Below are 24,118 nucleotides of genomic sequence, written 5' to 3'. Positions count from 1 at the left end.
CGCCGGCCTCACAACCAAGGAGAGCAGTGGCAGGCAAGGCCCGCGTACATGAGCTCGCGAAAGAGCTCGGTGTTACGAGCAAGGAAGTTCTCAACAAGCTCGCCGAACAAGGCGAGTACGTGAAGTCCGCGTCCTCGACCGTCGAGGCCCCCGTGGCCCGGCGGCTTCGTGACGCCTACGAAGCCAAGGCGAAGCCGTCGGCTCCCAAGCCGGCCGCTCCCAAGCCCAAGGCACCCGCACCCGCCGCAGCAGCGCCCGCCGCCCCGGCGGAGTCGAAGCCCGCGGCGACCGACAGCAAGCCCGGCGCACCGAAGGGCACGCCCGGACCGCGTCCGGCCGCCCCGCGTCCGCCGGCTCCCAAGCCCGCTCCGGCAGCTCCTGCCGCGCAGGCTCCGGCACCCGCGGCGGCCCCGGCCCCCGCACAGCAGCCCCAGGCTCCGGCCGCCGCACCGGCTCCCGCCGCGTCGGCACCGGCTGCTCCGGCTGCCTCGGCTCCGGCCGCTCCGAAGGCTGCACCGGCTCCCGGCACCAAGCCGGGTGGCGGTCCGCGTCCGGGCCCGCGCCCGGCTCCGCAGCAGCAGCCGCAGGCTCCGGCCGCGTCGGCTGGTCAGCAGTCCCCGTCCGTGGTGCCGCCGCGCCCGCAGTCTCCCAAGCCTGCAGGCCAGCGTCCGCCGCGTCCGGGCAACAACCCGTTCGGCGTGGGCGGCGGCAACGCTCCCTCGCCGCGTCCTGGACCCCGTCCCGGCCCCCGTCCCGAGCAGGGCGGCGGCGACCGTCCCTCCGGCGGCAAGCCCGGTGACGCGCGTCCGGCCGGACCTCGTCCGGCAGCAGCCCAGGGTGGCGGCCGTCCCGGCCCCGGCCAGGGTGGTCCTCGTCCCTCTCCGGGTCAGGGCGGTCCTCGCCCCAACCCGGGCAACATGCCTCCGCGCCCGAACCCCGGCATGATGCCGGGTCGTCCGGCCGGTAACCGTCCTGGTCCCGGCGGTGGCGGCGGTGGCCGTCCCGGTGGGGGCGGCGGTGGCGGCGGTCGTCCCGGTGGGGGCGGCGGCGGTGGCGGCGGCGGCTTCCGCGGAGGCGGTGGCGGCGGTGGCGGTGGCGGTGGCTTCCGTCCCGGTGGCGGCGGTGGCGGCGGCGGTGGCTTCCGTCCCGGTGGCGGCGGTGGCGGTGGCGGCGGTTTCCGTCCCGGTGGCGGTGGCGGCGCTGGTGGCGGTGCCCCGGCCGGTGGTGGCGGCGGTTTCCGAGGTCGTCCCGGTGGCGGTGGCGGCGCTGGTCGCGGCGGTACCGCTGGTGCCTTCGGTCGTCCGGGTGGTCCGGCGCGTCGTGGACGCAAGTCCAAGCGGCAGAAGCGCCAGGAGTACATGGACAACATGCAGGCGCCTTCGGTCGGTGGCGTCCGCCTGCCCAAGGGGCAGGGCGAGACGATCCGCCTGCCGCGCGGTGCCTCGCTGACCGACTTCGCCGACAAGATCAACGCCAACCCGGCGTCGCTCGTGCAGGTGCTGTTCCACCTGGGCGAGATGGTCACGGCGACCCAGTCGGTGTCCGACGAGATCCTGGAGCTGCTCGGCTCCGAGATGAACTACGTCGTGCAGGTCGTGTCCCCCGAGGAGGAGGACCGCGAGCTGCTCGAGACGTTCGACATCACCTACGGCGAGGACGCCGGTGGTGAGGACGAGCTGCAGGTCCGTCCGCCGGTCGTGACCGTCATGGGTCACGTCGACCACGGTAAGACGCGACTCCTCGACACCATCCGCAAGGCGAAGGTGCACGAGGGCGAGGCCGGTGGCATCACCCAGCACATCGGTGCCTACCAGGTCCAGACCGAGCTCGAGGGCAACCCGCGGCTCATCACCTTCATCGACACCCCCGGTCACGAGGCGTTCACCGCCATGCGTGCCCGTGGTGCGAACGCGACCGACATCGCGGTCATCGTCGTCGCCGCTGACGACGGCGTGATGCCGCAGACGGTGGAAGCGATCAACCACGCCCAGGCGGCCTCCGCGCCGATCGTGGTCGCGGTCAACAAGATCGACAAGGAGGGTGCGAACCCCTCCAAGATCCGTCAGCAGCTGACCGAGTACGGCCTGGTCGCCGAGGAGTACGGCGGCGACACGATGTTCGTCGACATCTCGGCGAAGCAGGGCATCAACATCGACAGCCTGCTCGACGCCATCCTGTTGACGGCCGACGCCTCGCTGGACCTCCGGGCCAACCCGGACATGGAGGCCCAGGGTGTCGCGATCGAGGCGCACCTCGACCGCGGTCGCGGTCCGGTCGCCACGGTGCTCGTCCAGCGCGGTTCGCTCCGCGTCGGCGACTCGATCGTCGCGGGTGACGCGTACGGTCGCGTCCGCCGCATGGTCGACGAGCACGGCGATGACGTCACCCTCGCGACCCCGTCGCGTCCGGTGCAGGTCATCGGTCTGACCTCGGTGCCGCGCGCCGGTGACTCGTTCCTCGTCGTCGACGAGGACCGCGTCGCCCGCCAGATCGCCGAGCGTCGTCAGGCCCGCACCCGCAACGCTGCCAACGCCGCGAAGCGCAAGCGCGTCAGCCTGGAAGACCTGGATGCGGCGCTGAAGGAGACCAGCGCTCTCACCTTGATCATCAAGGGTGACAACTCGGGTACCGTCGAGGCCCTCGAGGACGCGCTCATGAAGATCGAGGTCGGCGACGACGTCGAGCTGCGCGTGATCCACCGCGGTGTCGGTGGCATCACCGAAGGCGACATCAACCTCGCCGTGGCCGGCTCCGCCATCGTCCTGGGCTTCAACGTCCGGGCCGAGGGCAAGGCGACCGAGCTCGCGAACCGCGAGGGTGTGGACGTCCGGTACTACACGGTCATCTACCAGGCCATCGACGAGATCGAGGCCGCCCTCAAGGGTCTGCTCAAGCCGGAGTTCGAAGAGGTCCAGCTCGGCCGCGCCGAGGTCCGCGACGTCTTCAAGTCCTCCAAGGTCGGCACGATCGCAGGCTGCATGGTCCTGTCGGGCGAGATCCGCCGCAACGCGCGCGCTCGCCTGCTCCGTGACGGCAAGGTGATCGCGGAGAACCTCCCGATCAGCTCGCTCAAGCGGTTCAAGGACGACGCCACCGAGGTCCGCGAGGGCTTCGAGTGTGGTCTGACGCTCGGCAACTACAGCGATCTGAAGCTCGAGGACATCATCGAGACCTTCGAGATGCGCGAGAAGCCGCGCGCCTGATGGTTTAGGTGAGGGGGTGCGGAGCCGTTTAACCGGTGGCTCCGCACCCCTTTTCTCTGGAGGATCTTTCCCATGTACGTGGGGGCTCTGGAATTGGACGTGCTACTTGGCGACGTCCACTCGTTGAAGGAGAAGCGCTCGGTCGTCCGGCCCGTGGTGGCCGAACTGCGCAAGCGCTTCGAGGTCGCTGTCTCCGAAGCCGGTCATCTCGACCTGCATCGGCGCAGCTTGATCGGGGTGGCGGCAGTCGCCGCTGACCTGGAGCACGTCAGGGACGTCCTCGCCGGCTGTGAAAGGCTGGTCGCCGGACGTCCCGAACTGGAACTGCTCTCCGCCCGGACGCGTTTCGTCGGGCCGGAGGACGACTAGGAAGGGGAGGCTCGTGGCCGACACGGCACGTGCCCGCAAGCTCGCCAAGCGGATCTCACAGATCGTTGCCTCGGCCTTGGAGCACGAGGTCAAGGATCCGCGTTTGGCTCGGGTCACGATCACGGACACCAAGGTGACCGGGGACCTGCACGACGCGACTGTCTACTACACCGTTCTCGGTGAGCGGCTGGATGTTGAGCCTGACTACGCCGGGGCTGCCGCGGCGCTGGAGAAGGCCAAGGGTGTGCTGCGCTCCATGGTGGGGCAGCAGACCGGGGTCCGGTTCACGCCCACGCTGACGTTCATGACTGACACCGTGCCGGACACGGCTCGGAAGATGGATGAGCTGCTGGCGCAGGCTCAGGCCGCTGATGCTGAGGTTGCTCGGCTGGCGGTGGGGGCTTCGCCTGCTGGTGAGGCGGATCCGTACAAGGCGCCGCGTGAGGATGACGACGAGGACTGATCTGTTGTTGGTTGGGTTGGGTGCGGTGGTCACCTTGCTCAGGGATGGTCCCGTTTAGGGATTTCGGGGCTCCGCCCCGGACCCCGCCAATCTGATCAAGGACCTTGTCCACGCCGTGCGCGGGTTGATGGCACGCCTGTTGCTTTGGGCGGAGTTGCGTTGCGTAGGTGGTGCGGTTCGGGTGGGTGGTCCCGTCACAAGCCGGGCCAGAGCGAGCCACACGCAAGGAGGGGTGTCAACTCGACGAAAAGCGTGTCGAGTTGACACCCCTCCTTGCGTGCAGCGAGTGCTGTGGCACGACTCGTGACGGGACCACCCACCGGAACCTCCCGTTTCAAGCGTAAGGACGCCTCGGCTTCGCCTTCGGGTCGCCTCGCCTGCGGCATCGGCTGGGGGTCTGCCTTCTGGATCCTTGTTGATCGTCCATTTGGCACTCGGGGTCATTTAATCGGATGGAAACTGTCTTGTCCGAGGGCGCCCTGCAGCACATTGAGACGGGTAGCAGCTAACGTCTCCCTGTGGCAGACGATCTGAGCACCACCATTGCCGAGGCCGCGCGGTTACTGGCCGGCGCCCGTGATGTGACCTTGCTTAGTCACATCAACCCCGATGCTGACACGCTCGGGAGTGCCTTGGCGGTGGGGCTTGCGCTGCACCGGCGTGGGGTGAGCGTGCGCGTTGCGTTCGGTGAGCCGGAGGCGGTGCCGGAGTCGCTCAAGGCGTTGGACACCGCTGGGCTGTTGGTTCATCGGGACGAAGTGCCTGCGCAGCCTGAGTTGCTCGTGGTCATGGACACCGGCAGTTTGCAGAGGCTTGGGCCGTTGCAGGATCGGGTCGCTGGTTGCACTGGGCCCGTCATTGTCATTGACCACCACGTGTCGAACACTCGGTACGGGACGTTGCACTGCATTGACGAGCACGCGGAGGCTACTGCCCTCATCGCGTTGAAGTTGCTCGACGCGATGGACGTTGAGATCGATGAGCCCATTGCGCGGTGCATTTACGCCGGACTCGTCACGGATACCGGTGGTTTTCGCAAGGCTGGGCCTGCTGCGCATGAGACGGCGGCGCGGTTGCTTGAGACCGGTGTGGACGCTTACGGCGTCACGCGGCCGTTGATGGACGCGCATCCGTTTGCGTACTTGGGCATGTTGTCGCGTGTGTTGGCTCGGGCTGAGTTGGATCAGAAGGCCGCGCACGGGCTGGGGCTGGTGCACGCGGTGGTTGGCATGGACGACGCGCGCGGTGTTCGCAGTGAGGAGGTGGAGAGCGTGATCGATGTCGTGCGCTCTACTTCCGAGGCTGAGGTGGCGGCCGTGTTGAAGGAGTTGCGGCCTGGGTTCTGGTCGGTGTCGTTGCGGGCTGTGAGCAGGGTCGACGTTCGTGAGGTGGCGCAGGTGCTCGGCGGCGGTGGGCATCGGCTGGCGGCCGGGTTCACCTTCGACGGGGCCGCGGAGCAGGTCGTTGCCGCGCTGAAGGGCGCGTTGGAGCGGGTGGAGTCATGACACGGACAGGAAGCCCGCGGCTGCTGCGGGAGATCAACGACCGGGCCGCCATCGAGACGTTGCTGCGCAGCGGGGCGATGACGCGGGCCGAGTTGGAAGAGGTCATCGGGCTGTCCAAGCCTGCGACGGCACAGTTGCTGGCGCGGCTCGAAGAAGACGGCATGGTCGTGCGCACCGGCTTGCGTGGTGGCGGACGCGGGCCGCGCGCGCAGATGTGGGCCGTCAACGGTGGCGTCGGGCACGTGGCGGCGGTGGCGTTGACGCCAGAGCTGATCGACGTGGCCATCGCGGACATCACCGGGTCGTTGCTGTCGGAGCACAGCGCGCCGATGCCCAAGGAAAACACGCTGCAGGCGTTCCGCGAGACGGTGCAGAAGGCGGCGGCCCTGGCCGGCCTCCGGCTGGACGCTCTGTCGCACGTCGTCGTGGGCACGCCCGGCGCCGTCGACCCGTCCACCGGCCACCTCGGCTTCGCACCGCACCTGCCGGGCCTGGTGGACGTCGACCTGCCGTCGACGCTGCGCGAGCTGCTGGGCGCGTCGGTGTCGATCGAGAACGACATCAACCTCGCCGCACTCGAGGAAATGAGCTCCGGCAAGGCCGTGGGCGTGCGGAACTTCGTGCTGTTCTGGCCCGCGGACGAGATCGGCTCGGCGGTCGTCATCAACGGCGTGCTGCTGCGCGGCGTCACCGGCGGCGCGGGCGAGATCGACTCGATGCAGATCCCCGGCGGCCGCTACGGCGACCAGGTAGACAGCGACGCGATCGTGGCCCTGGCCGCCTCGCACGGGATCTCGGCGGACTCCGGCCTGGAAGCCGTAGCGCACGCTCTGACCGCGGGAACCGAAGGCCGCGAGTTTCTGTCGGACCTCGCTCGTAGAATCGCTTTCGGGTTGGCGAACGTCGTCTGCGTGCTCGACCCGGAGCTCGTGCTCCTGTCGGGCGGCGTGGCGCAGGCGGGCGGCGAGACCTTGTGCGAGCTGGTGGCCACGGAACTGCTGAAGCTGGTGGTGCCGCGCACCCCGGTCCAGCTCGCGCAGATCACGGCGAACCCGGTGCGGTCGGGAGCGCTGCACTCGGCGCTCGCGGTGGCGCGGGAGCAGGTGTTCGGCCTGCCCCAACGGGCGTAGCCAGCCCGACGGGCGTAGTCCGGCCCAAGGGGCGTGGGTGCGGCGGCGCTGTGGCCTGGGTGGGGCCAGAGGGGCGCGGGCTGGGCGGTCTGGGTCGCTCGATCGGGTGAAGGTGGCCCGGAAAGCGTCCTGAAACGCTGTTACCAATCCCTCGCGTAGGAGGAAGCGCGTGGGGAGCGGAACAGGAGTGGGTGCGTGCCGAGCTGATGGTCGCCGGATGGGATGTGGCGGGCTCACCCTGTGGCTGGGTCGGCTGCGGCAGGTCGAGCATTCGGGCTGAGGCCGGACCGGCTGCCTGGGTCGAGCACTCGGATTGAGGCTCGACCGGCTGCGCTCGAGTGCAGGGTGGTTGCTGGCAGGGGCTGCCGGCAGGTGGGACCGGCTGGGCTGGGCCGGGCTGTCGGGTGGCTGGGCTGGGCTGGGTTGTCGGGTGGCTGGGCTGAGCTGAGCCGGGCTGTCGGGTGGGCTGGCCGAGCCGGGCTGTCGGGTCGGCTGGGCTGTCGGGTGAGTTGGCAGGTGGCGAGCCGGGGGCGGTCCGGGTGGGCGCGCTCGCACCGGCTGCGGACACGGGCCGTGTGCTGCGGCGGTGGGGTAGTGGGGCGCCGTCACCGGCTGCGGCGGTGGGGTAGTGGGCGCCGTCACCGGTTGCTGTGGCGGCTGAGCGCATAGGTTCGGTGCGTGGAGGATCGGGTTCCCGCGCGGCGGGTCATCGGGCTGGCCGTGCCTGCGTTGGGTGTGTTGGCGGCCGAGCCGTTGTACGTGTTGGTCGACACGGCTGTGGTTGGGCATCTTGGGGCGCTGCCGTTGGCTGGGTTGGCGTTGGGCGGTGTGTTGCTCACGCAGGTGTCTACGCAGCTGACGTTTTTGTCGTATGGCACCACGGCTCGTACGGCTCGGTTGCATGGGGCTGGGCGGCGGCGGGAGGCCGTTGAGGAGGGCGTTCAGGCCACTTGGCTGGCGTTGGCGGCCGGGGTGTTGGTGGTGGTGCTCGGGCAGGTGTTCGCGCGGCCGCTGGCGGAGTTGCTGGCCGGTGGTGGGGCTGTGGCGGATGCGGCGGTCGAGTGGGTTCGCATTGCGTTGTTCGGGGCGCCGTTCATCCTGGTGACGATGGCCGGCAACGGGTGGATGCGCGGTGTGCAGGACACGCGGCGGCCGTTGAAGTACATCTTGGTGGGCAACGGGATCAGTGCTGTGTTGTGTCCGGCGCTGGTTTATGGGGCCGGGTGGGGGCTTGAGGGGTCGGCCGTCGCGAACGTGGTGGCGCAGGTGTTGTCGGCCGGGTTGTTCTTCCGCGCCCTGTTTGCGGAGCGGGTGCTGTTGCGGCCGCATTGGGGTGCCATGCGCGCGCAGTTGGGCATGGGGCGCGATTTGGTGTTGCGGAGCTTGGCGTTCCAGGCGTGTTTTGTCAGTGCGGCTTCGGTTGCGGCGCGGACGTCTGTTGCGGCTGTGGGGGCGCATCAGGTCGTGTTGCAGTTGTGGACGTTCCTGGCGCTTGTGCTTGATTCGCTGGCGATTGCGGCGCAGTCGTTGGTGGGGGCGGCGTTGGGGGCGTCCCGGCGGCGGCAGGCGGAGGCGCTGGCGTGGCAGGTCACGCGGTACGGGTTGGTGTTCGGGATTGGGCTCGGGGTGGTTTTTGCCGCGCTGTCAACGGTGTTGCCGCAGGCGTTCACGTCGGATGCCGGTGTGCTGGGCGAGATTCCCAACGCCTGGTGGTTTTTTGTTGCGCTGCAACCGATTGCTGGGGTCGTGTTCGCGTTGGACGGGGTGTTGCTGGGCGCTGGGGACGTGAAGTTCATGCGCACGGCGACGCTCGGGTCCGCGGTGGTCGGGTTCTTGCCGTTGGTGTGGGCCTCGTACGTGTTTGGGTGGGGGCTCGCGGGGATCTGGACCGGGTTGTCGGCGTTCATGGTGTTGCGGTTGGTTGCCGTGGTGTGGCGCACGCGCTCGGGGGACTGGGCGGTCGAGGGCGCGGTTCGGTAGCGCGAGGTTCGACGACCCGAGATCGACGATGCGAGGTTCGACGACCGGAGATCGACGACGCGAGGTTCGACGACGTGCGATCGACGACGTGCGATCGACGACGCGAGTCCGACGACGCGAGCTCCGATGGCGCGAGATCGACGGCGGGAGTTTCGACGGGACGAGTTTCGACGGGGCGGGGGTCGACGACGCGGGGTGGACGGCGGGAGGTCCGACGGGGGCGAGATTCCATGAGGCGGGGTGCCGACGGCGCGAGGTGCGACGGCGTGAGGTCTGGGCGGTTCAGGGCGACGACCAGGGGCGATCCACGGCGAAGGATTGCGGGCGGTGTGAGGTGGCGCACGGGTGGAACGCCCGAACGGGCGCTGTGTCCGACCTCACGGCATGAAATCGTTACCAAGAAGGTTGTTTAGGCGATGTAACTAATGTCTGCCCGCCTCCGACCTGGGGAGAGTGCCGTCTTGCCAGCGGTCGATCGCGCCACCCGAACCTCGTGGCTGATCTGGACCACCGCCGTTTTCGTCTACTTCGCCGCCGTTTTCCACCGCAGCACGCTCGGCGTGGCCGGGTTGGAAGCGAGTGAGCGGTTCGGGCTCGGGCCCGCGCAGCTCGGTGTGTTCACCGTGCTGCAGATCGGTGTCTACGCCCTCATGCAGATCCCTACGGGTCTGCTCGTGGACCGGTTCGGTCCGCGCAAGATCCTCACCGTCGCCGCGTTGCTCATGGGCACCGGCCAGCTGTTGTTCGCCGTCGCCGACTCGTACGGGCTCGGGCTCGTCGCGCGGGCCGTGCTGGGCATGGGTGACGCGATGACGTTCATCAGCGTGATCCGGATCGTGGCCACGCACTTCCCGCCGCGCCAGTACTCGCTCGTCGTCGCGGTGACGGCGGCGTTGGGCGGTGTTGGCAACCTCGTCGCCACCGTGCCGTTGACGCTCATGCTCGGCTCGATCGGGTGGACTTGGGCGTTCCTCATTGCGGGCGGCCTCACCGCCGTGTACTCCGCCGTGGCGTTCCTGCGGGTGCGTGACGTGCCGGACGGGTTCGTGGCGCCGAAGCCGGAGATCGTGCCGTTCAGGAGGATCTGGCCGAAGGTCCGGCAGGCGTGGGGCGTGCCCGGCACCCGGCTCGGGTTCTGGGCGCACTTCAGCACGATGTCGACGCCCGCCGTGCTCGGTCTGCTGTGGGGGTACCCGTACCTCGTCCAGGCGCAGGGCATGTCGGCGAAGGCCGCGTCGTCCACGCTCGGACTGCTGGTCATCGGCGCGATCGTGACGAGCCCGATCATCGGCGCGCTGTTCTCGCGCAACCCCGAGTGGCGCATGCCGATCGCGGGCGGGTTCCTGGCGTTCGCGCTCGTCGGGTGGGCTGTGCTGCTGCTGTGGCCGGGCGGGCGCGTGCCGGTGCCGGTCATCGCCGTCGTGTTCCTCGTGCTGACCGTGGGCGGGCCGATCTCCGGTGTCGCGTTCGCGTTGGCGCGGGACTACAACCCGTCGCACCGCCAGTCCACGGCGAGCGGCCTGGTCAACGTCGGCGGCTTCCTCGCCGTGACGGTGACGGCGCTCGGTGTCGGTGTGCTGCTGGACCTGCTCGAGAACCTCATGACTCCGCAGACCGCGTTCCGGATCGCGCTGAGCTTCTGCGTGATCGTGCTCGCGTTCGGCGGCTGGCGGATGCTCGTGTGGTGGCGGCGCGCGCGTGCGGCGGTGTTCGCGGCGGAGGAGCGCGGTGAGACGGTGCCGGTGCAGTTGCGGCGCCGTCGTTGGGACGCTCTGCGCGTCGCTTAGGATTCCCGGCCGTGAAAGCTTCCGCAGCACCGGGCCTGGTCGTCGTCGACAAGCCGGACGGCATGACCTCGCACGACGTGGTGGCGCGTGTGCGCAGGATCCTCGGCACCCGCAAGGTCGGGCACGCCGGCACGCTCGACCCGATGGCGACCGGCGTGCTCGTGCTCGGCATCGAACGTGCGACGAAACTCCTCGGCCACCTCGCGCTCGACAGCAAGGCCTACCTCGCGACGATCGTGCTCGGCGCGTCCACCACCACGGACGACGCCGAGGGCGAGGTTCTGTCCACTGTGGACGCCTCGGGGGTGACCGACGAGGCGATCGCCCCCGAGGTGGCGAAGCTGACCGGACCGATCCAGCAGGTGCCGTCCGCCGTGTCGGCGGTGAAGATCGACGGCAAGCGCGCCTACGCACGCGTCCGTGCGGGTGAGCAGGTCGAGATCCCCGCACGGCCGGTGACGGTGCATCGCTTCGACGTGCTGTTCACCCGCCGTGAGGACAAGACCGTCCTGCTCGACGTGATGGTCGAGTGCTCTTCCGGCACCTACGTGCGCGCGTTGGCCCGTGACCTCGGTGCGGCGCTGGGCGTCGGCGGGCACCTGGGTGCGTTGCGGCGCACCAGGGTCGGTCCGTTCGACCTCCGCGTGGCCAAGACCCTGGAGCAGCTGGAGGAGACGCCCGGCCTGTCGCTCGACCTGGACTCGGCGGTCGCCACGGCGTTCCCGCGCCGGGAGATCGACCCGATGGAGGCTTCGGCTCTGTCGCACGGGCAGCGGCTCAGCGCGGGCGGGATCGACGGCACCTACGGGGTGTTCGGGCCGGACGGGCACGTCATCGCGCTGGTGAAGGACGAGGGCGCCGCGTGCAAGCCGGTGGTCGTCCTGAGCCCGGCCGGCTGACCCGTGCGGGCGGCAGGTCGTAGGCTGATCACCGTGCAACGCTGGCGTGGACTAGATCACCTTCCCGGCGGCTGGGGCCGCTGCGTCGTGACCATCGGCGTGTTCGACGGTGTCCACAAAGGCCACCAGGCGCTGATCGGGCGCGCGGTGGCGCTCGCGGAGCAGCGCGGGCTGCCGGGGGTGCTGATGACCTTCGACCCGCATCCCTCCGAGGTGGTGCGGCCCGGTAGTCACCCCGCGCAGCTCACGACGCTGCGGCGCAGGGCGGAGCTGGTGGAGGAACTGGGGATCGACCACTTCGTCGTGGTGCCGTTCAGCCTCGAGACGTCGCGGATGCCCGCGGACGAGTTCGTGCACGAGGTGCTGGTCGAGAAGTTGCACGCGGCGGCCGTCGTAGTAGGTGAGAACTTCACTTTCGGGCACAAGGCGGCGGGTAACGTCGCGATGCTGCGCCAGCTCGGGCAGCGGTTCGGATTCGTGACCGAGGGGGCTGATCTGGTGTCCGCTGACGACGTGACTTACTCGTCCACCTACATCCGGGCGTGCATCGACGCGGGGGACGTGAAGGCCGCCGCGGAGGCGCTGGGGCGCCCGCACCGGCTCGAAGGCATCGTCGTCAAGGGCGACGGGCGGGGCAAGGACCTGGGGTTCCCGACCGCCAACCTGTCGACGCCGAAGTTCGCCGCGGTGCCCGCCGACGGCATCTACGCGTGCTGGTTCACCGACGCCAAGGGCAAGACGCTCAAGGCCGCGGTGAGCGTGGGGACGAACCCGACGTTCTCCGGGCGTGAGCGCCGCGTCGAGGCGTTCGTGCTGGACGTGAACGAGGACTACTACGGGCAACGGGTCGCGGTGGACTTCGTCGACCGGCTGCGCGAGATGGAGAAGTTCGACTCCGTGGAGGCGCTTCTCGAGCAAATGCATCGAGATGTAGACCGAACGAGGGAACTGCTGACCGACTCGTGACCGTCAGATTGGGCGAAGCGGACGTGAGGGCGTCCACAGGCTGGCAGGATGCTGGTCGGAATACGGCTACGGGAGAGGCCAAAGTGGAGGACCACAAGATCGTTCAGCGCAACCTCGCCCTGCAACGGGAGTGGTACGGGGAGCCGCTGGGTGACCGCGTGCGCCGGCTGGTCGTGGCCTTCAACGTGTCCCAGGCTCAGCTCGCGGACGTGCTGGGGATCAGCGCGCCGATGCTCAGCCAGGTGATGAGCGGCCGCCGCGCCAAGATCGGCAACCCGTCCGTGCTCGCGCGGATGATCATGCTGGAGCGCAAGGTGCTCACGCCGGACGTGGCGACCGGGGCGCCGGAGGCGTTGCAGCGCGCGCTCGACGACGTGCGCGAGTCCAAGCCGACCGTGTCCCGTGACTCCCTGACGGTCAACGGCGAGGAGAGCGTCGCGTACCCGGTGCTGCGCCGCGTCGCCGACCGGACCGAGCTCCAGCAGGCAGCGGACATGCTGCACGAGGAGTTCCCCGCGATCGCCGAACTGTTCCGCCGCGCCATCCGGGCCGCGGGTCGTTGACCTTCTTCACCGCGCTCTACCCACCTCGGCACGTGATCGACGAACTCGAAGCCGTGCTCGATCGAAGCCACGACATGGAGTGGACGAAGCCGGAGAAGTGGCACATCACGTTGTGCTTCCACGGCGAATCCGCTGATGAGGAACGGTTCCGGGCGCTCGAGGGCCATGAGGTTCCCGAAATCCGGCTGAAGAACTTCGGCGACTTCCGCGGCAAGGTCCTGTGGGCCGGAACAGACGGCGATTTAAATCGGTTGGCACGGGCAGCGGGTGCGAACGACAATTGGTTCGCGCACCTGACGGTGGCGTACGGGTACCGGGGACAGCCGATGCCGGCCTTCCTGAGCAGCCCGTGGCAGCCGACCGAAGCAGTGCTCGTGAGCAGCGCCGACGGCGTGTACACACCCGTGGACCGGGTGGGGTTGCGCACGTCAGCGCGCCACTGACCACCGTGCCTGATAGCCTTCGCAGTTGGGTCTGGCTGCGGTCCGTGGCGGCCAGTACCGGCTACCCCGGCCAGCAATTCGGCGGGCGTGGGGCCGCACGGACCTGAACGAAGTAGGAGAAGTACCTAGTGGCACTGTCCACGGATCAGAAGAAGTCCATCCTCGGTGAGTACGGTCTGCACGACAGCGACACCGGCTCGACCGAGGCGCAGGTCGCTCTGCTGAGCAAGCGCATCGCGGACCTCACGGAGCACCTCAAGCAGCACAAGCACGACCACCACTCCCGTCGGGGTCTTCTGCTGATGGTCGGCCGTCGCCGCCGTCTGCTGAACTACCTGACCAAGGTGGACATCAACCGCTACCGCGCGCTGATCCAGCGCCTCGGTCTGCGCAGGTGATACTTGCCGAGGGGGAGTGACCGGCCGGTCACTCCCCCTCGGCGCACAGCCGGGTGTATAGAGATCCCCGGCTGCAAAGAGGCAAAAACAGGACCCGCATCGCGCGAAGCAGTTATCGCCGGTCCTCGGTAGTGGCCCCCTGGCAAGACAACCAGGGGACTTCGATCGAAGACCGGCCTCGTCAGAAAAGCGTGTTGCGGTGTCCAAAAGACGAGGAGTAACAAGTAAATGACGGACATCGAGGTCCACGAGGCGACTGCCGTTATCGACAACGGCAAGTTCGGCTCGCGCACCATCCGCTTCGAGACCGGGCGCCTCGCGCGTCAGGCCGCCGGCAGCGTGGTGGCGTACCTGGACGACGAGACCATGCTTCTGAGCGCCACGACGGCGTCGAAGCACCCCAAGGAGCACTTCGACTTCTTCCCCCTCACGGTGGACGTCGAGGAGCGCATGTACGCCGCGGGCCGCATCCCCGGCTCGTTCTTCCGGCGTGAGGGCCGTCCGAGCACGGACGCCATCCTCACCTGCCGCCTGATCGACCGTCCGCTGCGCCCGTCCTTCGTGGACGGCCTGCGCAACGAGATCCAGGTCGTCATCACGGTGATGAGCCTGAACCCGAAGGACCTGTACGACGTCGTGGCGATCAACGCCGCGTCCGCGTCGACGCAGCTCGCCGGCCTGCCGTTCTCCGGCCCGATCGGTGGCGTTCGCGTCGCTCTGATCGAGGGCCAGTGGGTGGCGTTCCCGACCTACGAGCAGCTCGAGAAGGCCGTGTTCGACATGGTCGTCGCGGGTCGCGTGGTCGCTTCCGGTGACGTCGCGATCATGATGGTCGAGGCCGAGGCCACCGACAACGTGATCGACCTGATCGGCGAGGGCGCCGTCGCCCCCACCGAGGAGGTCGTGGCCGCGGGTCTCGAGGCCGCCAAGCCGTTCATCAAGGTCCTCTGCGAGGCCCAGGCGCAGCTCGCCCAGGTCGCCGCGAAGGCCACCGGCGAGTACCCGACGTACCCGGCCTACCAGGCCGACGCGTTCGAGTCCGTCGAGCAGTCCGCTTCGGCCGAGCTGGCCCAGGCGCTGACCATCGCGGGCAAGGCCGAGCGCGAGAACAAGCTCGACGAGATCAAGGCGGCGACGCTCGAGAAGCTCGCCGAGCAGTTCGAGGGCCGCGAGAAGGAGATCGGCGCGGCGTTCCGCTCGCTGACCAAGAAGCTCGTGCGCCAGCGCATCCTGCGCGACCAGATCCGCATCGACGGCCGTGGCCTCACGGACATCCGTGACCTCGGTGCCGAGGTGGCCGTGATCCCGAGGACGCACGGTTCGGCGCTGTTCGAGCGCGGCGAGACCCAGATCCTGGGTGTCACCACGCTGAACATGCTGCGCATGGAGCAGCAGATCGACTCGCTCGCCCCGGAGACGCACAAGCGTTACCTGCACCACTACAACTTCCCGCCCTACTCGACCGGTGAGACCGGCCGCGTGGGTTCGCCGAAGCGCCGCGAGATCGGCCACGGCGCGCTGGCCGAGCGGGCGATCATGCCCGTGCTGCCCAAGCGCGAGGAGTTCCCCTACGCGATCCGCCAGGTGTCCGAGGCGCTGAGCTCCAACGGCTCGACGTCCATGGGCTCCGTCTGCGCCTCGACGCTGTCGCTGCTCAACGCGGGCGTCCCGCTGAAGGCGCCGGTCTCCGGCATCGCGATGGGCCTCGTCTCCGACGAGGTCGACGGCGAGACCCGCTACGTGGCGCTGACCGACATCCTCGGTGCCGAGGACGCGTTCGGCGACATGGACTTCAAGGTGGCAGGCACCAAGGAGTTCGTGACGGCGCTGCAGCTCGACACGAAGCTCGACGGCATCCCGTCCGAGGTGCTGGCGGCGGCGCTGGGCCAGGCCCGCGACGCTCGCTACACGATCCTCGAGGTCATGGCCGAGGCCATCTCCGACCCGGACGAGATGAGCGCCTTCGCGCCGCGCGTGACGTCGGTCAAGATCCCGACCGACAAGATCGGCGAGGTCATCGGCCCGAAGGGCAAGATGATCAACTCGATCACCGAGCAGACCGGTGCCGACATCTCCATCGAGGACGACGGCACGATCTACGTCGGTGCGGCGGACGGCCCCTCGGCCGAGGCCGCGATCGGCATGATCAACGCGATCGCGAACCCGCAGCTGCCGAAGGTCGGCGAGCGCTTCCTGGGCACCGTGGTGAAGACGGCCGCGTTCGGCGCGTTCGTCTCGCTGCTGCCCGGCAAGGACGGCCTCGTCCACATCTCGAAGCTGGGCAACGGCAAGCGCATCGCGAAGGTGGAGGACGTCGTCAAGGTCGGCGACAAGCTCCGCGTCGAGATCGCCGACATCGACCAGCGCGGCAAGATCAGCCTCGTCGTCGTGAACGAGGACGCTGCCGAGGCGCCCGCCGACGCCCCGGAGGCCGTCGAGGCCACTGAGGCTGCTGAGGCGGCTCCCGCGCAGTGAGTGCGACAGACAACAACGTGACGGCCGCGGGTGCATCCACCCGCGGCCGTCCGCGTACCGGACGGTTGGGGCACCTCCAGCGGCCGGGCAGCACGCGGGTGCTCGAGATGTCCGCCGGGTCGGAGGTGCGGCGCAGCATGCTGCCCTCCGGCCTGCGGGTCATCACCGAGCGCATCCCCGGCGTGCGGTCCGCCTCGGTCGGGCTGTGGGTGCAGGTCGGGTCCCGTGACGAACGGCCCGAAGTCGCGGGTGCCGCGCACTACCTGGAACACCTGCTGTTCAAGGGAACCGCGCGCAGGTCGGCCGCGGGCATCGCCGAGGAGATCGACGCGGTCGGCGGCGAGCTGAACGCGTTCACCGCCAAGGAGCACACCTGCTACTACGCGCACGTGCTGGACGAGGACCTGCCGCTCGCGGTGGATCTGGTGTCCGACGTGGTGTTCGAGGCGATCTGCGGCCCGCGTGACTTCGAGACCGAACGCGGTGTCGTGCTCGAAGAGATCGCGATGCGCGACGACGACCCCGAGGACCTGCTGCACGACGCGTTCATCGAGGCGTTGTTCGGCGGGCATGCGCTGGGGCGCCCGGTGCTGGGCACCGAGAAGTCCATTCAGGACATGGAGAGGGACAACCTCTACTCGTTCTACAAGAAGCGCTACACGTTGCCGCGCATGGTCTTCGCCGTCGCGGGCAACATCGAGCACACGCACGTCATGCGCCTGGTGCGCAAGGCGATCGGTGAGCGGCTGTCGCGGGAGGGCAGCGCGGTCACGCCACGGGCGGGTCGCGCACGCATCGCGGACGCGCGCAAGCTGGTGCTGCACACCGATGACACCGAGCAGGCGCACATGATGCTCGGCATGCGCGGTATCGACCGTCACGACGAACGCCGGTTCGCGTTGAACGTCCTGAACGCGGCCATCGGCGGCGGCATGAGCTCCCGGTTGTTCCAGGAGGTCCGCGAACGGCGAGGCCTGGCCTACCAGGTGTACTCGTCGGTCGGCCTGTACGCGGACACCGGCACGTTCGCCGTCTACGCGGGCTGCCAGCCCGATCGGCTGGGCGAGACCGCCGGCGTCATCCGCGAGGTGCTCGTGGACGTCGCACGTGGCGGACTCTCCGACGCGGAAGTGGCTCGCGGCAAGGGACAGCTGCGCGGTGCGCTCGTCCTGGGCCTGGAGGACACCAGCTCCCGGATGTCGCGCATCGGCAAGTCCGAACTGAACTACGGCGACCACCTGAGCGTCGAGGCGACCCTCGCGCGCATCGACGAGGTCACCGCCGACGAAGTGGCGCTGCTCGCACGTGATCTGCTGCGCCGGCCCGTCGCCGCGGCGGTGGTCGGACCTTACGATCACGCTGACGATCTGCCGGACCAGGTACACGAGGTGATTGCATGATTCGCGTCGGAGTTCTCGGCGCGCGGGGCCGCATGGGTTCCGAGGTGGTCCGCGCGGTCGAGGCCGCGAAGGACATGGAGGTCGTGGCGGCGATCGACGCCGACGACCCGTTGCAGGCTCTCGTGGATTCGGGTGCGCAGGTCGTCGTCGACTTCACGCATCCCGACGTGGTGATGGGGAACCTGGAGTTCTGCATCGCCAACGGGATCCATTGCGTGGTCGGCACTTCCGGCTTCGACAACGAGAAGCTCGCCGCGGTGGAACAGCTGCTGGCGGATCGTTCGGACGTCGGCGTGCTCGTCGCGCCGAACTTCGGCATCGGTGCCGTGCTGCTGATGCGCTTCTCGGAGATCGCCGCCCGCTACTACGAGTCGGCCGAGATCATCGAGCTGCACCACCCGCGCAAGGCCGACGCGCCCTCGGGCACGGCCGCCCACACCGCTCGCCTGATCGCGGCGGCGCGGGAGGGCATGGACCCGATGCCCGACGCGACCACGCAGGAAGAGCCGGGTGCGCGCGGTGCTGTCGTCGACGGCGTGCGGGTTCACTCGCTGCGGATCTCCGGGATGATCGCGCACCAGGAGGTCGTGTTCGGTGGCGAGAGCGAGACGCTGACGATCCGTCAGGACTCGTTGCACCGCACGTCGTTCATGCCCGGTGTCGTGCTGGGAGTGCGGGAGATCGTCGGTCGTCCCGGGCTCGCGGTGGGCCTCGACAAGTACCTGGACCTGTGAAGGTCCGCGTCACCGTCGGGGTGCTGATCGCGGCTCTCGCGGTCTACTTCGTCCTGCTCACCGGTCGGGCTGTCGCTCTGCTGCGGACCGGTGAGCTGGTCGGGATCCTCCTCGGCGTGGGTGTGCTGATCCTGCCGTTGCTCGGCGTCTGGCTCGTGTACTCGAACCTGCGGTTCGGGTGGGAGACCGAGAAGATGGCCCGCGAGCTCGACGCGGACGGGCTGCTGCCCGATGTCTCGCACCTGCCTCGCCGTCCGTCCGGCCGGGTCGACCGGGACGCGGCGGACTCGTGGTTCGAGGAGCGGCGGGCCGAGGTCGAGGCTTCGCCCGAGGACTGGCGGATGTGGTTCCGGCTCGCGTACGCCTACGACATCGCGGGGGACCGCGGGCGGGCGCGCGAGACCATGCGGAAGGCCATCGAGCTGCACGCCTGATCTCGTGGTCAGATCAGGACCTGGGCCTCACCTCCGTCGGCGAACAGCTCGCTGCCGGTCACGAAACTCGACTGGTTCGTGGCCAGGAACAGTGCCGCCTCGGCGATCTCGTCGGGATGTCCCACACGGGCGAGCGCGACCCTGCTTGCTTCGCGTTCGAGCATCGCGTCGACGCCTGCGGGGGTGTTGGCCAGCGCGTTCTTCAGGCCGGTGGTCTCGGTCGGACCCGGCACCAGCGTGTTCACCCGGACGCCGCGAGGCGCGAGTTCCAGCGCCCAGACCCTGCTGAGCTGGCGGATGGCGGCCTTGGTCGCGGAGTAGGTGCCGAACGCCGCGGTCGCGCGGGACGCCGAGGTCGAGCCGAGGGTGATGATCGACGCGTCGGCGTTGAGCAGCGGCAGTGCCTTCTGCACGGTGAAAGCCGTGCCGCGCACGTTGATCCGGAAGTCGGAGTCGAACGCCTCCGGGGTCAGCGTCTCGATGCTCTCCACGGCCGCGGTGCCGCCAGCGTTCGCGACGACCACGTCGAGTCCCTTGCCGTGTGCGGCGATGCGGGCGAACAGCCGGTCCAGGTCGTCCAGATCAGACACGTCACCGCGGACACCGACGGCTTTCGGGCCGAGCTGGGCCACCGCCGCGTCCAGTTCCGGCTGACGCCTGCCGGTGATGAAGACGTCGGCTCCTTCCTCGACGAACCGCGCGGCGATCGCGAGACCGATACCCGACGTACCACCCGTGACCAGCGCGGTCCGTGAAGCAAGCGCACCCATCCGACTGTCCTCCTGGTTAGTTCTGTACCTCTCGGTCCAAAACTAACCAGTTATGGACCGATCGGTCAACAACCGCTATCGTCGGAGGCGTGGCACGACCGCGGCAGTTCGAGGAACAGGACGTCCTGCGCGACGTCCGCGACCAGTTCTGGGCCGCGGGCTACGCGGCCACCTCCCTGGAGGACCTCACCAGGGCGTCCGGGCTCGGCAAAGGCAGCCTCTACGGCGCTTTCGGGGACAAGCACAAGCTGTTCATGCGGACCCTCGACGACTACGTGACCGACTCCTGCGCGGGGCTGCGGCAGAACCTGGAGGAGTCCGAGCGTGCCGTCGACGGGCTGCGCGGGTTCCTCCTGGCCGGAGCCCTGTCCCTGGTCCAGGGCTGCTACCTGGCCAACAGCACCACCGAACTCGCCGGCACCGATCCGGAAGTCGCCGAGAGGGCGCGCGAGGCGTACGAGCGCATCGTGCTGCTGGTCGCGGCCACCGTGGAACGGGCGCAGCGCGAGGGCGACCTGCCCGCCGGGATTGACCCGGTGGCGTTCGCGCGCACGCTGCAGGCGGCCCAGCAGGGCCTCGTCCACATGGGACGCAGCGGCCTGCCCGCCGAGCAGTTGACTCAGGTCGCGGAAGACTTCGTGGCCAGGCTGCTTCCGCCGGTCAGCCGTTGACGACGGCGGCGATCAGGTCCGCGGCCAGGTCTCCCTTCTGCACCACCAGCACGTCCTCCAGCGCCAGCCACTCGGCCATGTGCTTCAGCTCCCCGGCCAGCTCGGCCGCCACCCGAGACCGATCGACACCTTCCTCCGCGAACGCCGACTGCACCCGCAGCACCCCGGCCGCCCGGTCGGCCTTGATGTCCACGCGGGCCACGAGTTCGCCGTCCAACAGGAACGGGAACACGTAGTAGCCGTGCACCCGCCGCGGCTCAGGAACGTAGATCTCGATGCGGTACCGGAAGCCGAAGATGCGCTCGGTCCGCGCCCGCTCCCAGATCAGCGGGTCGAACGGGCACAGCAACGCGCGCCCGAGCACCCTCCGCGGGGCTTTCGCGTCGACGTGCCGGTAGCCGGCCCCGCGCCAGCCGTCGACGGAGACGGGCTCCAGCACGCCGTCCTCCACCAGGGACGCCACCGCGGCCTGGGAACGGCGCGGGTCGAGGCGGTAGTAGTCGCGCAGGTCCGGTTCCGTGGCCACTCCCAACGCCACCGCGGAACGGGTGATCAGTTCGCGGGCGCCCTCTTCCGGCGTCCACTTCTGGGCCAGGACGTCGGAGGGAATGACGCGTTCGGTCAGGTCGTACAGGCGCTCGAAGCTGCGGCGCGTGCCGGTCGTGAGGACGCCGACGCCGAACAGGACCTCGCACACGCGCTTGACCTCGGACCAGTCCCACCAGGGGCCCTTCGACCGGCCGGAGTCGCCGATCAGCGCCTTCTCCAGGGCACCGGCGCCGATCGGGCCGAGCTCCTTCACCGCGGCCAGCACCTCGTCGACCAGCTGGGGTGAGCGTTCGAGAATGGTCTGGTAGTTCTGCCACCAGCCGCGCTTCTTCGCGCCCGAGTGGAACAGCGGCCAGTCGAGCACCGGCACCAGCGACGCCTCGTGGGCCCAGGTCTCGACCAGCATGCGGGGCTTGCGGGTGGAGTGCGTCCACGCGGCCTCGTCCAGCAACGCCGGGTCGTAGGAGCCCAGGCGGGAGAACAGCGGCATGTAGTGCGCGCGCACGGCCACGTTCACGGAGTCGATCTGCAACAGCTGCACGCGCGAGAGCACCCGTTGCAGGTGCCTGCGCGTGGCCACCGCGGGCCTCAGATCGGTGAAACCCTGTGCGCCCAGCGCGATCCGACGGGCCACGTCCGCACTCATCCTCTGCACGTCGCCGATGTTGCCACGCACCCCTGACAATTCCGCGACACGGCGTCTATAAGGTGCGGTTATGGCCGACGCCGGCGTGCAACTCGCCACCGCTGCTGACCTTTCGGAGATCGTCCGCATCCATCGGGAGACGTGGCGGCTCGCCTACGCCGAACTCCTCCCGCAGGAAGTGCTGGACACGCTGGACGCCGACGAGGCGTGGGCGCTGACCGTCCAGAGCGGCGCCGTGCTCAAAGCGACGGAAGGCGACTGGACGGTCGGATTCGTGGTGGCGAGCAAGGCTCCGGACGAGGAGGTGGCCAAGGCGGACGGTTCGCTGCCGGACGACGCCGCGACGACCGCACTGCTCAGCGTTCTCGTGGAGCCTCGGTGGGGGAGGAGGGGCCACGGCACGCGGCTGGTCGCTGAGGCCTGCGCACGCCTCAAGGAATCGGGTGCGACGCGCGGCATCGCGTGGGTGCCGGAAGCCGACAAGGCCTCGAAGAGTTTCTACGAACGACTGGGCTGGACGGGTGACGGCACGGTGCGCACATTGGACGCAGGCGGTCGTCCGTTGCGCGAGATCCGGGTTTCCGGGCCGCTCGCGGTCCGACTCGACGCCTGAGACCTGTGTAGCCTCGGCCGGGTGCTCGGCTTGGTTGGCCTCACCTTCGGGGTCGCGTTCGGCTCGGCCCTCATCCCCTTCATCAGCGTCGAAATGTGGGTGGTGGGCATCGGCGCGCGCTGGCCCGGCGTCTCGTGCTTCCTCGTGGGTCTGGTGGTCGCCGTCGCCCAGGTGCTCGGCAAGCTGCTGTACTTCTACGCGGCACGAGGCGACATCAAGCTGCCCAAGTTCATGCACCGCACCAAGCCGGTGCGCACCAAGCCATCGCGTCTCGCACGCTGGTTCGGACCGGGCACGCGCATGCACCGCTGGGGTGACTGGATCCACGTGAAGTGCAAGGCGCACCCGAACTGGATGGCCGGCACGCACGCGGTGAGCGCGCTGGTGGGGGTGCCGCCGTTCATGGCGACGAGCGTGCTCGCCGGGCTCGCGGGGATGTCCACGCTGATGTTCATCGTGACCGGCATGGTGGGCCGCTTCGCGAGGTTCAGCTTCCTCGCGGCCTCACCGTCCATGGTCATGGCGTGGTTCTAGCTGAAGATGATCGACGCCGTCACGGAGAAGGCGATCAACACGGCGGCGACGGCGACTCGGGCTGAATCAAGCACGACCCCGAAGTTATCGAGCCTGCGCCGACGAAATCCAGGCGCAAACGGGTGAGAACCGAATGATCTGGCTCTCACCCGCCTCCTGACGCCTGATTGTTCAGTAGGTGAGCACTCCGTCGGGCAGGCCGGGGATGTCGTACGAGTGCCACATCGGGCGCCAGTTGGGCAGCTCCAGCATGCGCCGCAGATCCGCGAACCCGCTGAGCCAGCCCATCCACGGACCGTACGGCGGGTTGGCGGTGTCGAACCCGCTCTGCACGAACGTCAGCCGCGTCCTGCCCTCCGAGCCCTTGAGCTCCCAGGACGCCACCATCCCTTGCGGGAAGTCCAGGGTGAAGTGCTCCTCGTCGAGTGCGAGGATCTTCGCCGCGTTCTCGTCGGTCTCGAGGCTGCCCATCGTCCACCGGCCGCCGACGTGCGGCTCGATCTCCATCCGCGCGCCGAACCACCGCGCGAACACCTCCGGGTCGGTCAGCGCGTCGATGATGGCCGCGGGCGTCGCCGCGATGTCGGTCTCGAACCGCTGCTCTGGCGTGGTGAAGTCGCAGAACCCGAACACCGGCCGGCCTTCGAGGTGCTCGACCAGGTTCGCCAGCACCAGCGGCCAGAACGTCTGGATGATCTCGGCCATGTCGTCGTCGTTGCCGATGCCCTCGCCCCAGGCCGGGTACGGGGACTGCGTCATGGCGATCACCGTCTCGCCGTCGCGTTCCTCGATCCCGAGCGAGATCGTGTGGTCCGTGCCGTTCAGGAACCACGAGAAGCGCACCGACGTGTCGTCCACGCCCAGCAGTTTCTGCCGTCCCCGCTCGCCCTCCGGCGTGTAGCGCCCCCAGAACTCGAACGTCCCCTGTTCCAGATCCACGGCGGCGTGCTCGGCGAGCCACGTTCGCAGGCCCTCTGCCGTCGTCAGCGCCTCGTAGATCCTCGCGGTGGGTGCCGTCGTGCGAACGCGGATGGTGCCCGTGCTCATCGGTTGTCTCCCTTCGGGTAGCAGGCGAGCGCGATGCGGAACGCATCCCCCTCCGCGCCGCCGTATCGGGTGAAGAGGTCCTGCAACGTCGTCTGCAGCTCGGCCAGGAACTGCTGCCGGTCTTCCGGGCGGACCCTGATCTCGCCGGAGACGCCGACGGAGGGCAGTTCGGTGTCGCGGTCCAGCGCCGCCACGTCCGCCTGCACCTGCTCGGCGAGGTCGACGAGGTGCCCCAGCGCCAGCTCGTCGCGTGATCCGATCCGGCCGACCAGCCGCGGTGACAGCCAGTACGAGCGCGCCACGGCCTGGTAGAGGCCTTCCTGGACGCCGCGCACCTTGCGTTCGGCGACCTGGGTGGCAAGACCGGCCTTGACCAGCTGTTTCACGTGGTAGTGCACGCGTTGCGGCGTCTGGTCGAGCACCTCGGCGACCTCGGTGCACGAACGCGGCGCGGCGAGCTGCCGCAGCACCTCCACGCGCTGCGGCTTGAGCAGGGTCTCGGCCTGCTCCATCCGGTCCAGATAGATCACGTCTCTCAT

Annotated in this window: 23 protein-coding genes; 19 read left to right on the top strand and 4 right to left on the bottom strand. The window is 69.1% G+C overall.

Annotation, left to right across the window (positions count from 1 at the left end):
* Positions 1-26: 26 nt before the first annotated feature.
* From infB to SK803_RS26225, 16 genes are all read left to right on the top strand, one after another.
* Positions 27-3,203 carry a translation initiation factor IF-2 gene (gene infB / locus SK803_RS26300; protein WP_319968771.1) on the top strand — a complete coding sequence of 1,059 codons (3,177 nt, stop codon included), beginning with the start codon at positions 27-29 and terminating at the stop codon, positions 3,201-3,203.
* 72 nt (positions 3,204-3,275) lie between these two features.
* Positions 3,276-3,572 (top strand): DUF503 domain-containing protein, encoded by a 297-nt coding sequence (locus tag SK803_RS26295; protein WP_258947864.1) that lies wholly within the window; start codon positions 3,276-3,278, stop codon positions 3,570-3,572.
* A 13-nt stretch (positions 3,573-3,585) separates the two neighbouring features.
* A complete protein-coding gene (gene rbfA, locus SK803_RS26290; protein ID WP_319968770.1) occupies positions 3,586-4,035 on the top strand; it encodes a 30S ribosome-binding factor RbfA in 450 nt (149 codons plus the stop codon).
* A 518-nt stretch (positions 4,036-4,553) separates the two neighbouring features.
* Positions 4,554-5,540 carry a DHH family phosphoesterase gene (locus tag SK803_RS26285; RefSeq protein WP_319968769.1) on the top strand — a complete coding sequence of 329 codons (987 nt, stop codon included), beginning with the start codon at positions 4,554-4,556 and terminating at the stop codon, positions 5,538-5,540.
* Positions 5,537-6,670 carry an ROK family transcriptional regulator gene (locus tag SK803_RS26280; protein WP_319968768.1) on the top strand — a complete coding sequence of 378 codons (1,134 nt, stop codon included), beginning with the start codon at positions 5,537-5,539 and terminating at the stop codon, positions 6,668-6,670. The genes SK803_RS26285 and SK803_RS26280 overlap by 4 nt, the downstream gene beginning before the upstream one ends.
* A 678-nt stretch (positions 6,671-7,348) precedes the next feature.
* Complete coding sequence (locus tag SK803_RS26275; RefSeq protein ID WP_319968767.1) at positions 7,349-8,650, top strand: MATE family efflux transporter; 1,302 nt, start codon at positions 7,349-7,351, stop codon at positions 8,648-8,650.
* A 461-nt stretch (positions 8,651-9,111) separates the two neighbouring features.
* The gene (locus SK803_RS26270; protein WP_319968766.1) at positions 9,112-10,437 is read left to right on the top strand and encodes an MFS transporter; all 1,326 of its coding nucleotides are present in this window, start codon (positions 9,112-9,114) and stop codon (positions 10,435-10,437) included.
* Between the two features lie 11 nt (positions 10,438-10,448).
* A complete protein-coding gene (truB, locus tag SK803_RS26265; RefSeq protein ID WP_319968765.1) occupies positions 10,449-11,336 on the top strand; it encodes a tRNA pseudouridine(55) synthase TruB in 888 nt (295 codons plus the stop codon).
* 33 nt (positions 11,337-11,369) lie between these two features.
* Entirely contained in the window at positions 11,370-12,302 is a 933-nt protein-coding gene (locus SK803_RS26260) for a bifunctional riboflavin kinase/FAD synthetase (protein WP_319968764.1), read from the top strand.
* Positions 12,303-12,385: 83 nt separating this feature from the next.
* Positions 12,386-12,865, top strand: coding sequence for a helix-turn-helix domain-containing protein (locus SK803_RS26255; protein WP_319968763.1), 480 nt, complete (start codon positions 12,386-12,388; stop codon positions 12,863-12,865).
* Between the two features lie 32 nt (positions 12,866-12,897).
* Positions 12,898-13,308: a 2'-5' RNA ligase family protein gene (locus tag SK803_RS26250; protein WP_319968762.1), complete on the top strand. Its 411-nt coding sequence runs from the start codon at positions 12,898-12,900 to the stop codon at positions 13,306-13,308.
* A gap of 128 nt (positions 13,309-13,436) precedes the next feature.
* Positions 13,437-13,706: a 30S ribosomal protein S15 gene (gene rpsO, locus SK803_RS26245; protein ID WP_045318466.1), complete on the top strand. Its 270-nt coding sequence runs from the start codon at positions 13,437-13,439 to the stop codon at positions 13,704-13,706.
* 228 nt (positions 13,707-13,934) lie between these two features.
* Complete coding sequence (locus tag SK803_RS26240; RefSeq protein ID WP_319968761.1) at positions 13,935-16,181, top strand: polyribonucleotide nucleotidyltransferase; 2,247 nt, start codon at positions 13,935-13,937, stop codon at positions 16,179-16,181.
* A 107-nt stretch (positions 16,182-16,288) separates the two neighbouring features.
* Positions 16,289-17,581 carry a M16 family metallopeptidase gene (locus SK803_RS26235; RefSeq protein WP_319968759.1) on the top strand — a complete coding sequence of 431 codons (1,293 nt, stop codon included), beginning with the start codon at positions 16,289-16,291 and terminating at the stop codon, positions 17,579-17,581.
* Entirely contained in the window at positions 17,578-18,315 is a 738-nt protein-coding gene (gene dapB, locus SK803_RS26230) for a 4-hydroxy-tetrahydrodipicolinate reductase (protein WP_319968758.1), read from the top strand. Before SK803_RS26235 ends, dapB begins: the two co-directional genes overlap by 4 nt.
* Positions 18,312-18,749 (top strand): tetratricopeptide repeat protein, encoded by a 438-nt coding sequence (locus SK803_RS26225; RefSeq protein ID WP_319968757.1) that lies wholly within the window; start codon positions 18,312-18,314, stop codon positions 18,747-18,749. Before dapB ends, SK803_RS26225 begins: the two co-directional genes overlap by 4 nt.
* Positions 18,750-18,757: 8 nt before the next feature.
* Here the strand turns inward: SK803_RS26225 and SK803_RS26220 are convergent, their stop codons facing one another.
* Positions 18,758-19,519, bottom strand: coding sequence for an SDR family NAD(P)-dependent oxidoreductase (locus tag SK803_RS26220; RefSeq protein WP_319968756.1), 762 nt, complete (start codon positions 19,517-19,519; stop codon positions 18,758-18,760).
* Between the two features lie 89 nt (positions 19,520-19,608).
* On the opposite strand from SK803_RS26220, the gene SK803_RS26215 reads away from it, so the two are divergent.
* On the top strand, positions 19,609-20,190 hold the full coding sequence (locus SK803_RS26215; RefSeq protein WP_319968755.1) for a TetR/AcrR family transcriptional regulator: 582 nt from the start codon (positions 19,609-19,611) through the stop codon (positions 20,188-20,190).
* Here SK803_RS26215 and SK803_RS26210 read toward each other — a convergent pair.
* Positions 20,180-21,385, bottom strand: a complete 1,206-nt coding sequence (locus SK803_RS26210) for a winged helix-turn-helix domain-containing protein (RefSeq protein ID WP_319968754.1) — start codon at positions 21,383-21,385, stop codon at positions 20,180-20,182. The genes SK803_RS26215 and SK803_RS26210 overlap by 11 nt on opposite strands.
* 70 nt (positions 21,386-21,455) lie before the next feature.
* On the opposite strand from SK803_RS26210, the gene SK803_RS26205 reads away from it, so the two are divergent.
* Together SK803_RS26205 and SK803_RS26200 are read left to right on the top strand one after the other, a co-directional pair.
* Complete coding sequence (locus SK803_RS26205) at positions 21,456-21,998, top strand: GNAT family N-acetyltransferase (RefSeq protein ID WP_319968753.1); 543 nt, start codon at positions 21,456-21,458, stop codon at positions 21,996-21,998.
* Positions 21,999-22,019: 21 nt separating this feature from the next.
* Positions 22,020-22,532: a hypothetical protein gene (locus SK803_RS26200; RefSeq protein ID WP_319968752.1), complete on the top strand. Its 513-nt coding sequence runs from the start codon at positions 22,020-22,022 to the stop codon at positions 22,530-22,532.
* Between the two features lie 171 nt (positions 22,533-22,703).
* Here SK803_RS26200 and SK803_RS26195 read toward each other — a convergent pair whose 3' ends face one another.
* Together SK803_RS26195 and SK803_RS26190 are read right to left on the bottom strand one after the other, a co-directional pair.
* Complete coding sequence (locus SK803_RS26195) at positions 22,704-23,579, bottom strand: SRPBCC domain-containing protein (RefSeq protein ID WP_319968751.1); 876 nt, start codon at positions 23,577-23,579, stop codon at positions 22,704-22,706.
* Entirely contained in the window at positions 23,576-24,118 is a 543-nt protein-coding gene (locus tag SK803_RS26190) for a helix-turn-helix domain-containing protein (RefSeq protein ID WP_319968750.1), read from the bottom strand. The genes SK803_RS26195 and SK803_RS26190 overlap by 4 nt, the downstream gene beginning before the upstream one ends.

Source organism: Lentzea miocenica, from assembly GCF_033949945.1.
Lineage (GTDB): Bacteria > Actinomycetota > Actinomycetes > Mycobacteriales > Pseudonocardiaceae > Lentzea > Lentzea miocenica.
This window is presented reverse-complemented; position numbering and strand designations above follow the sequence as displayed.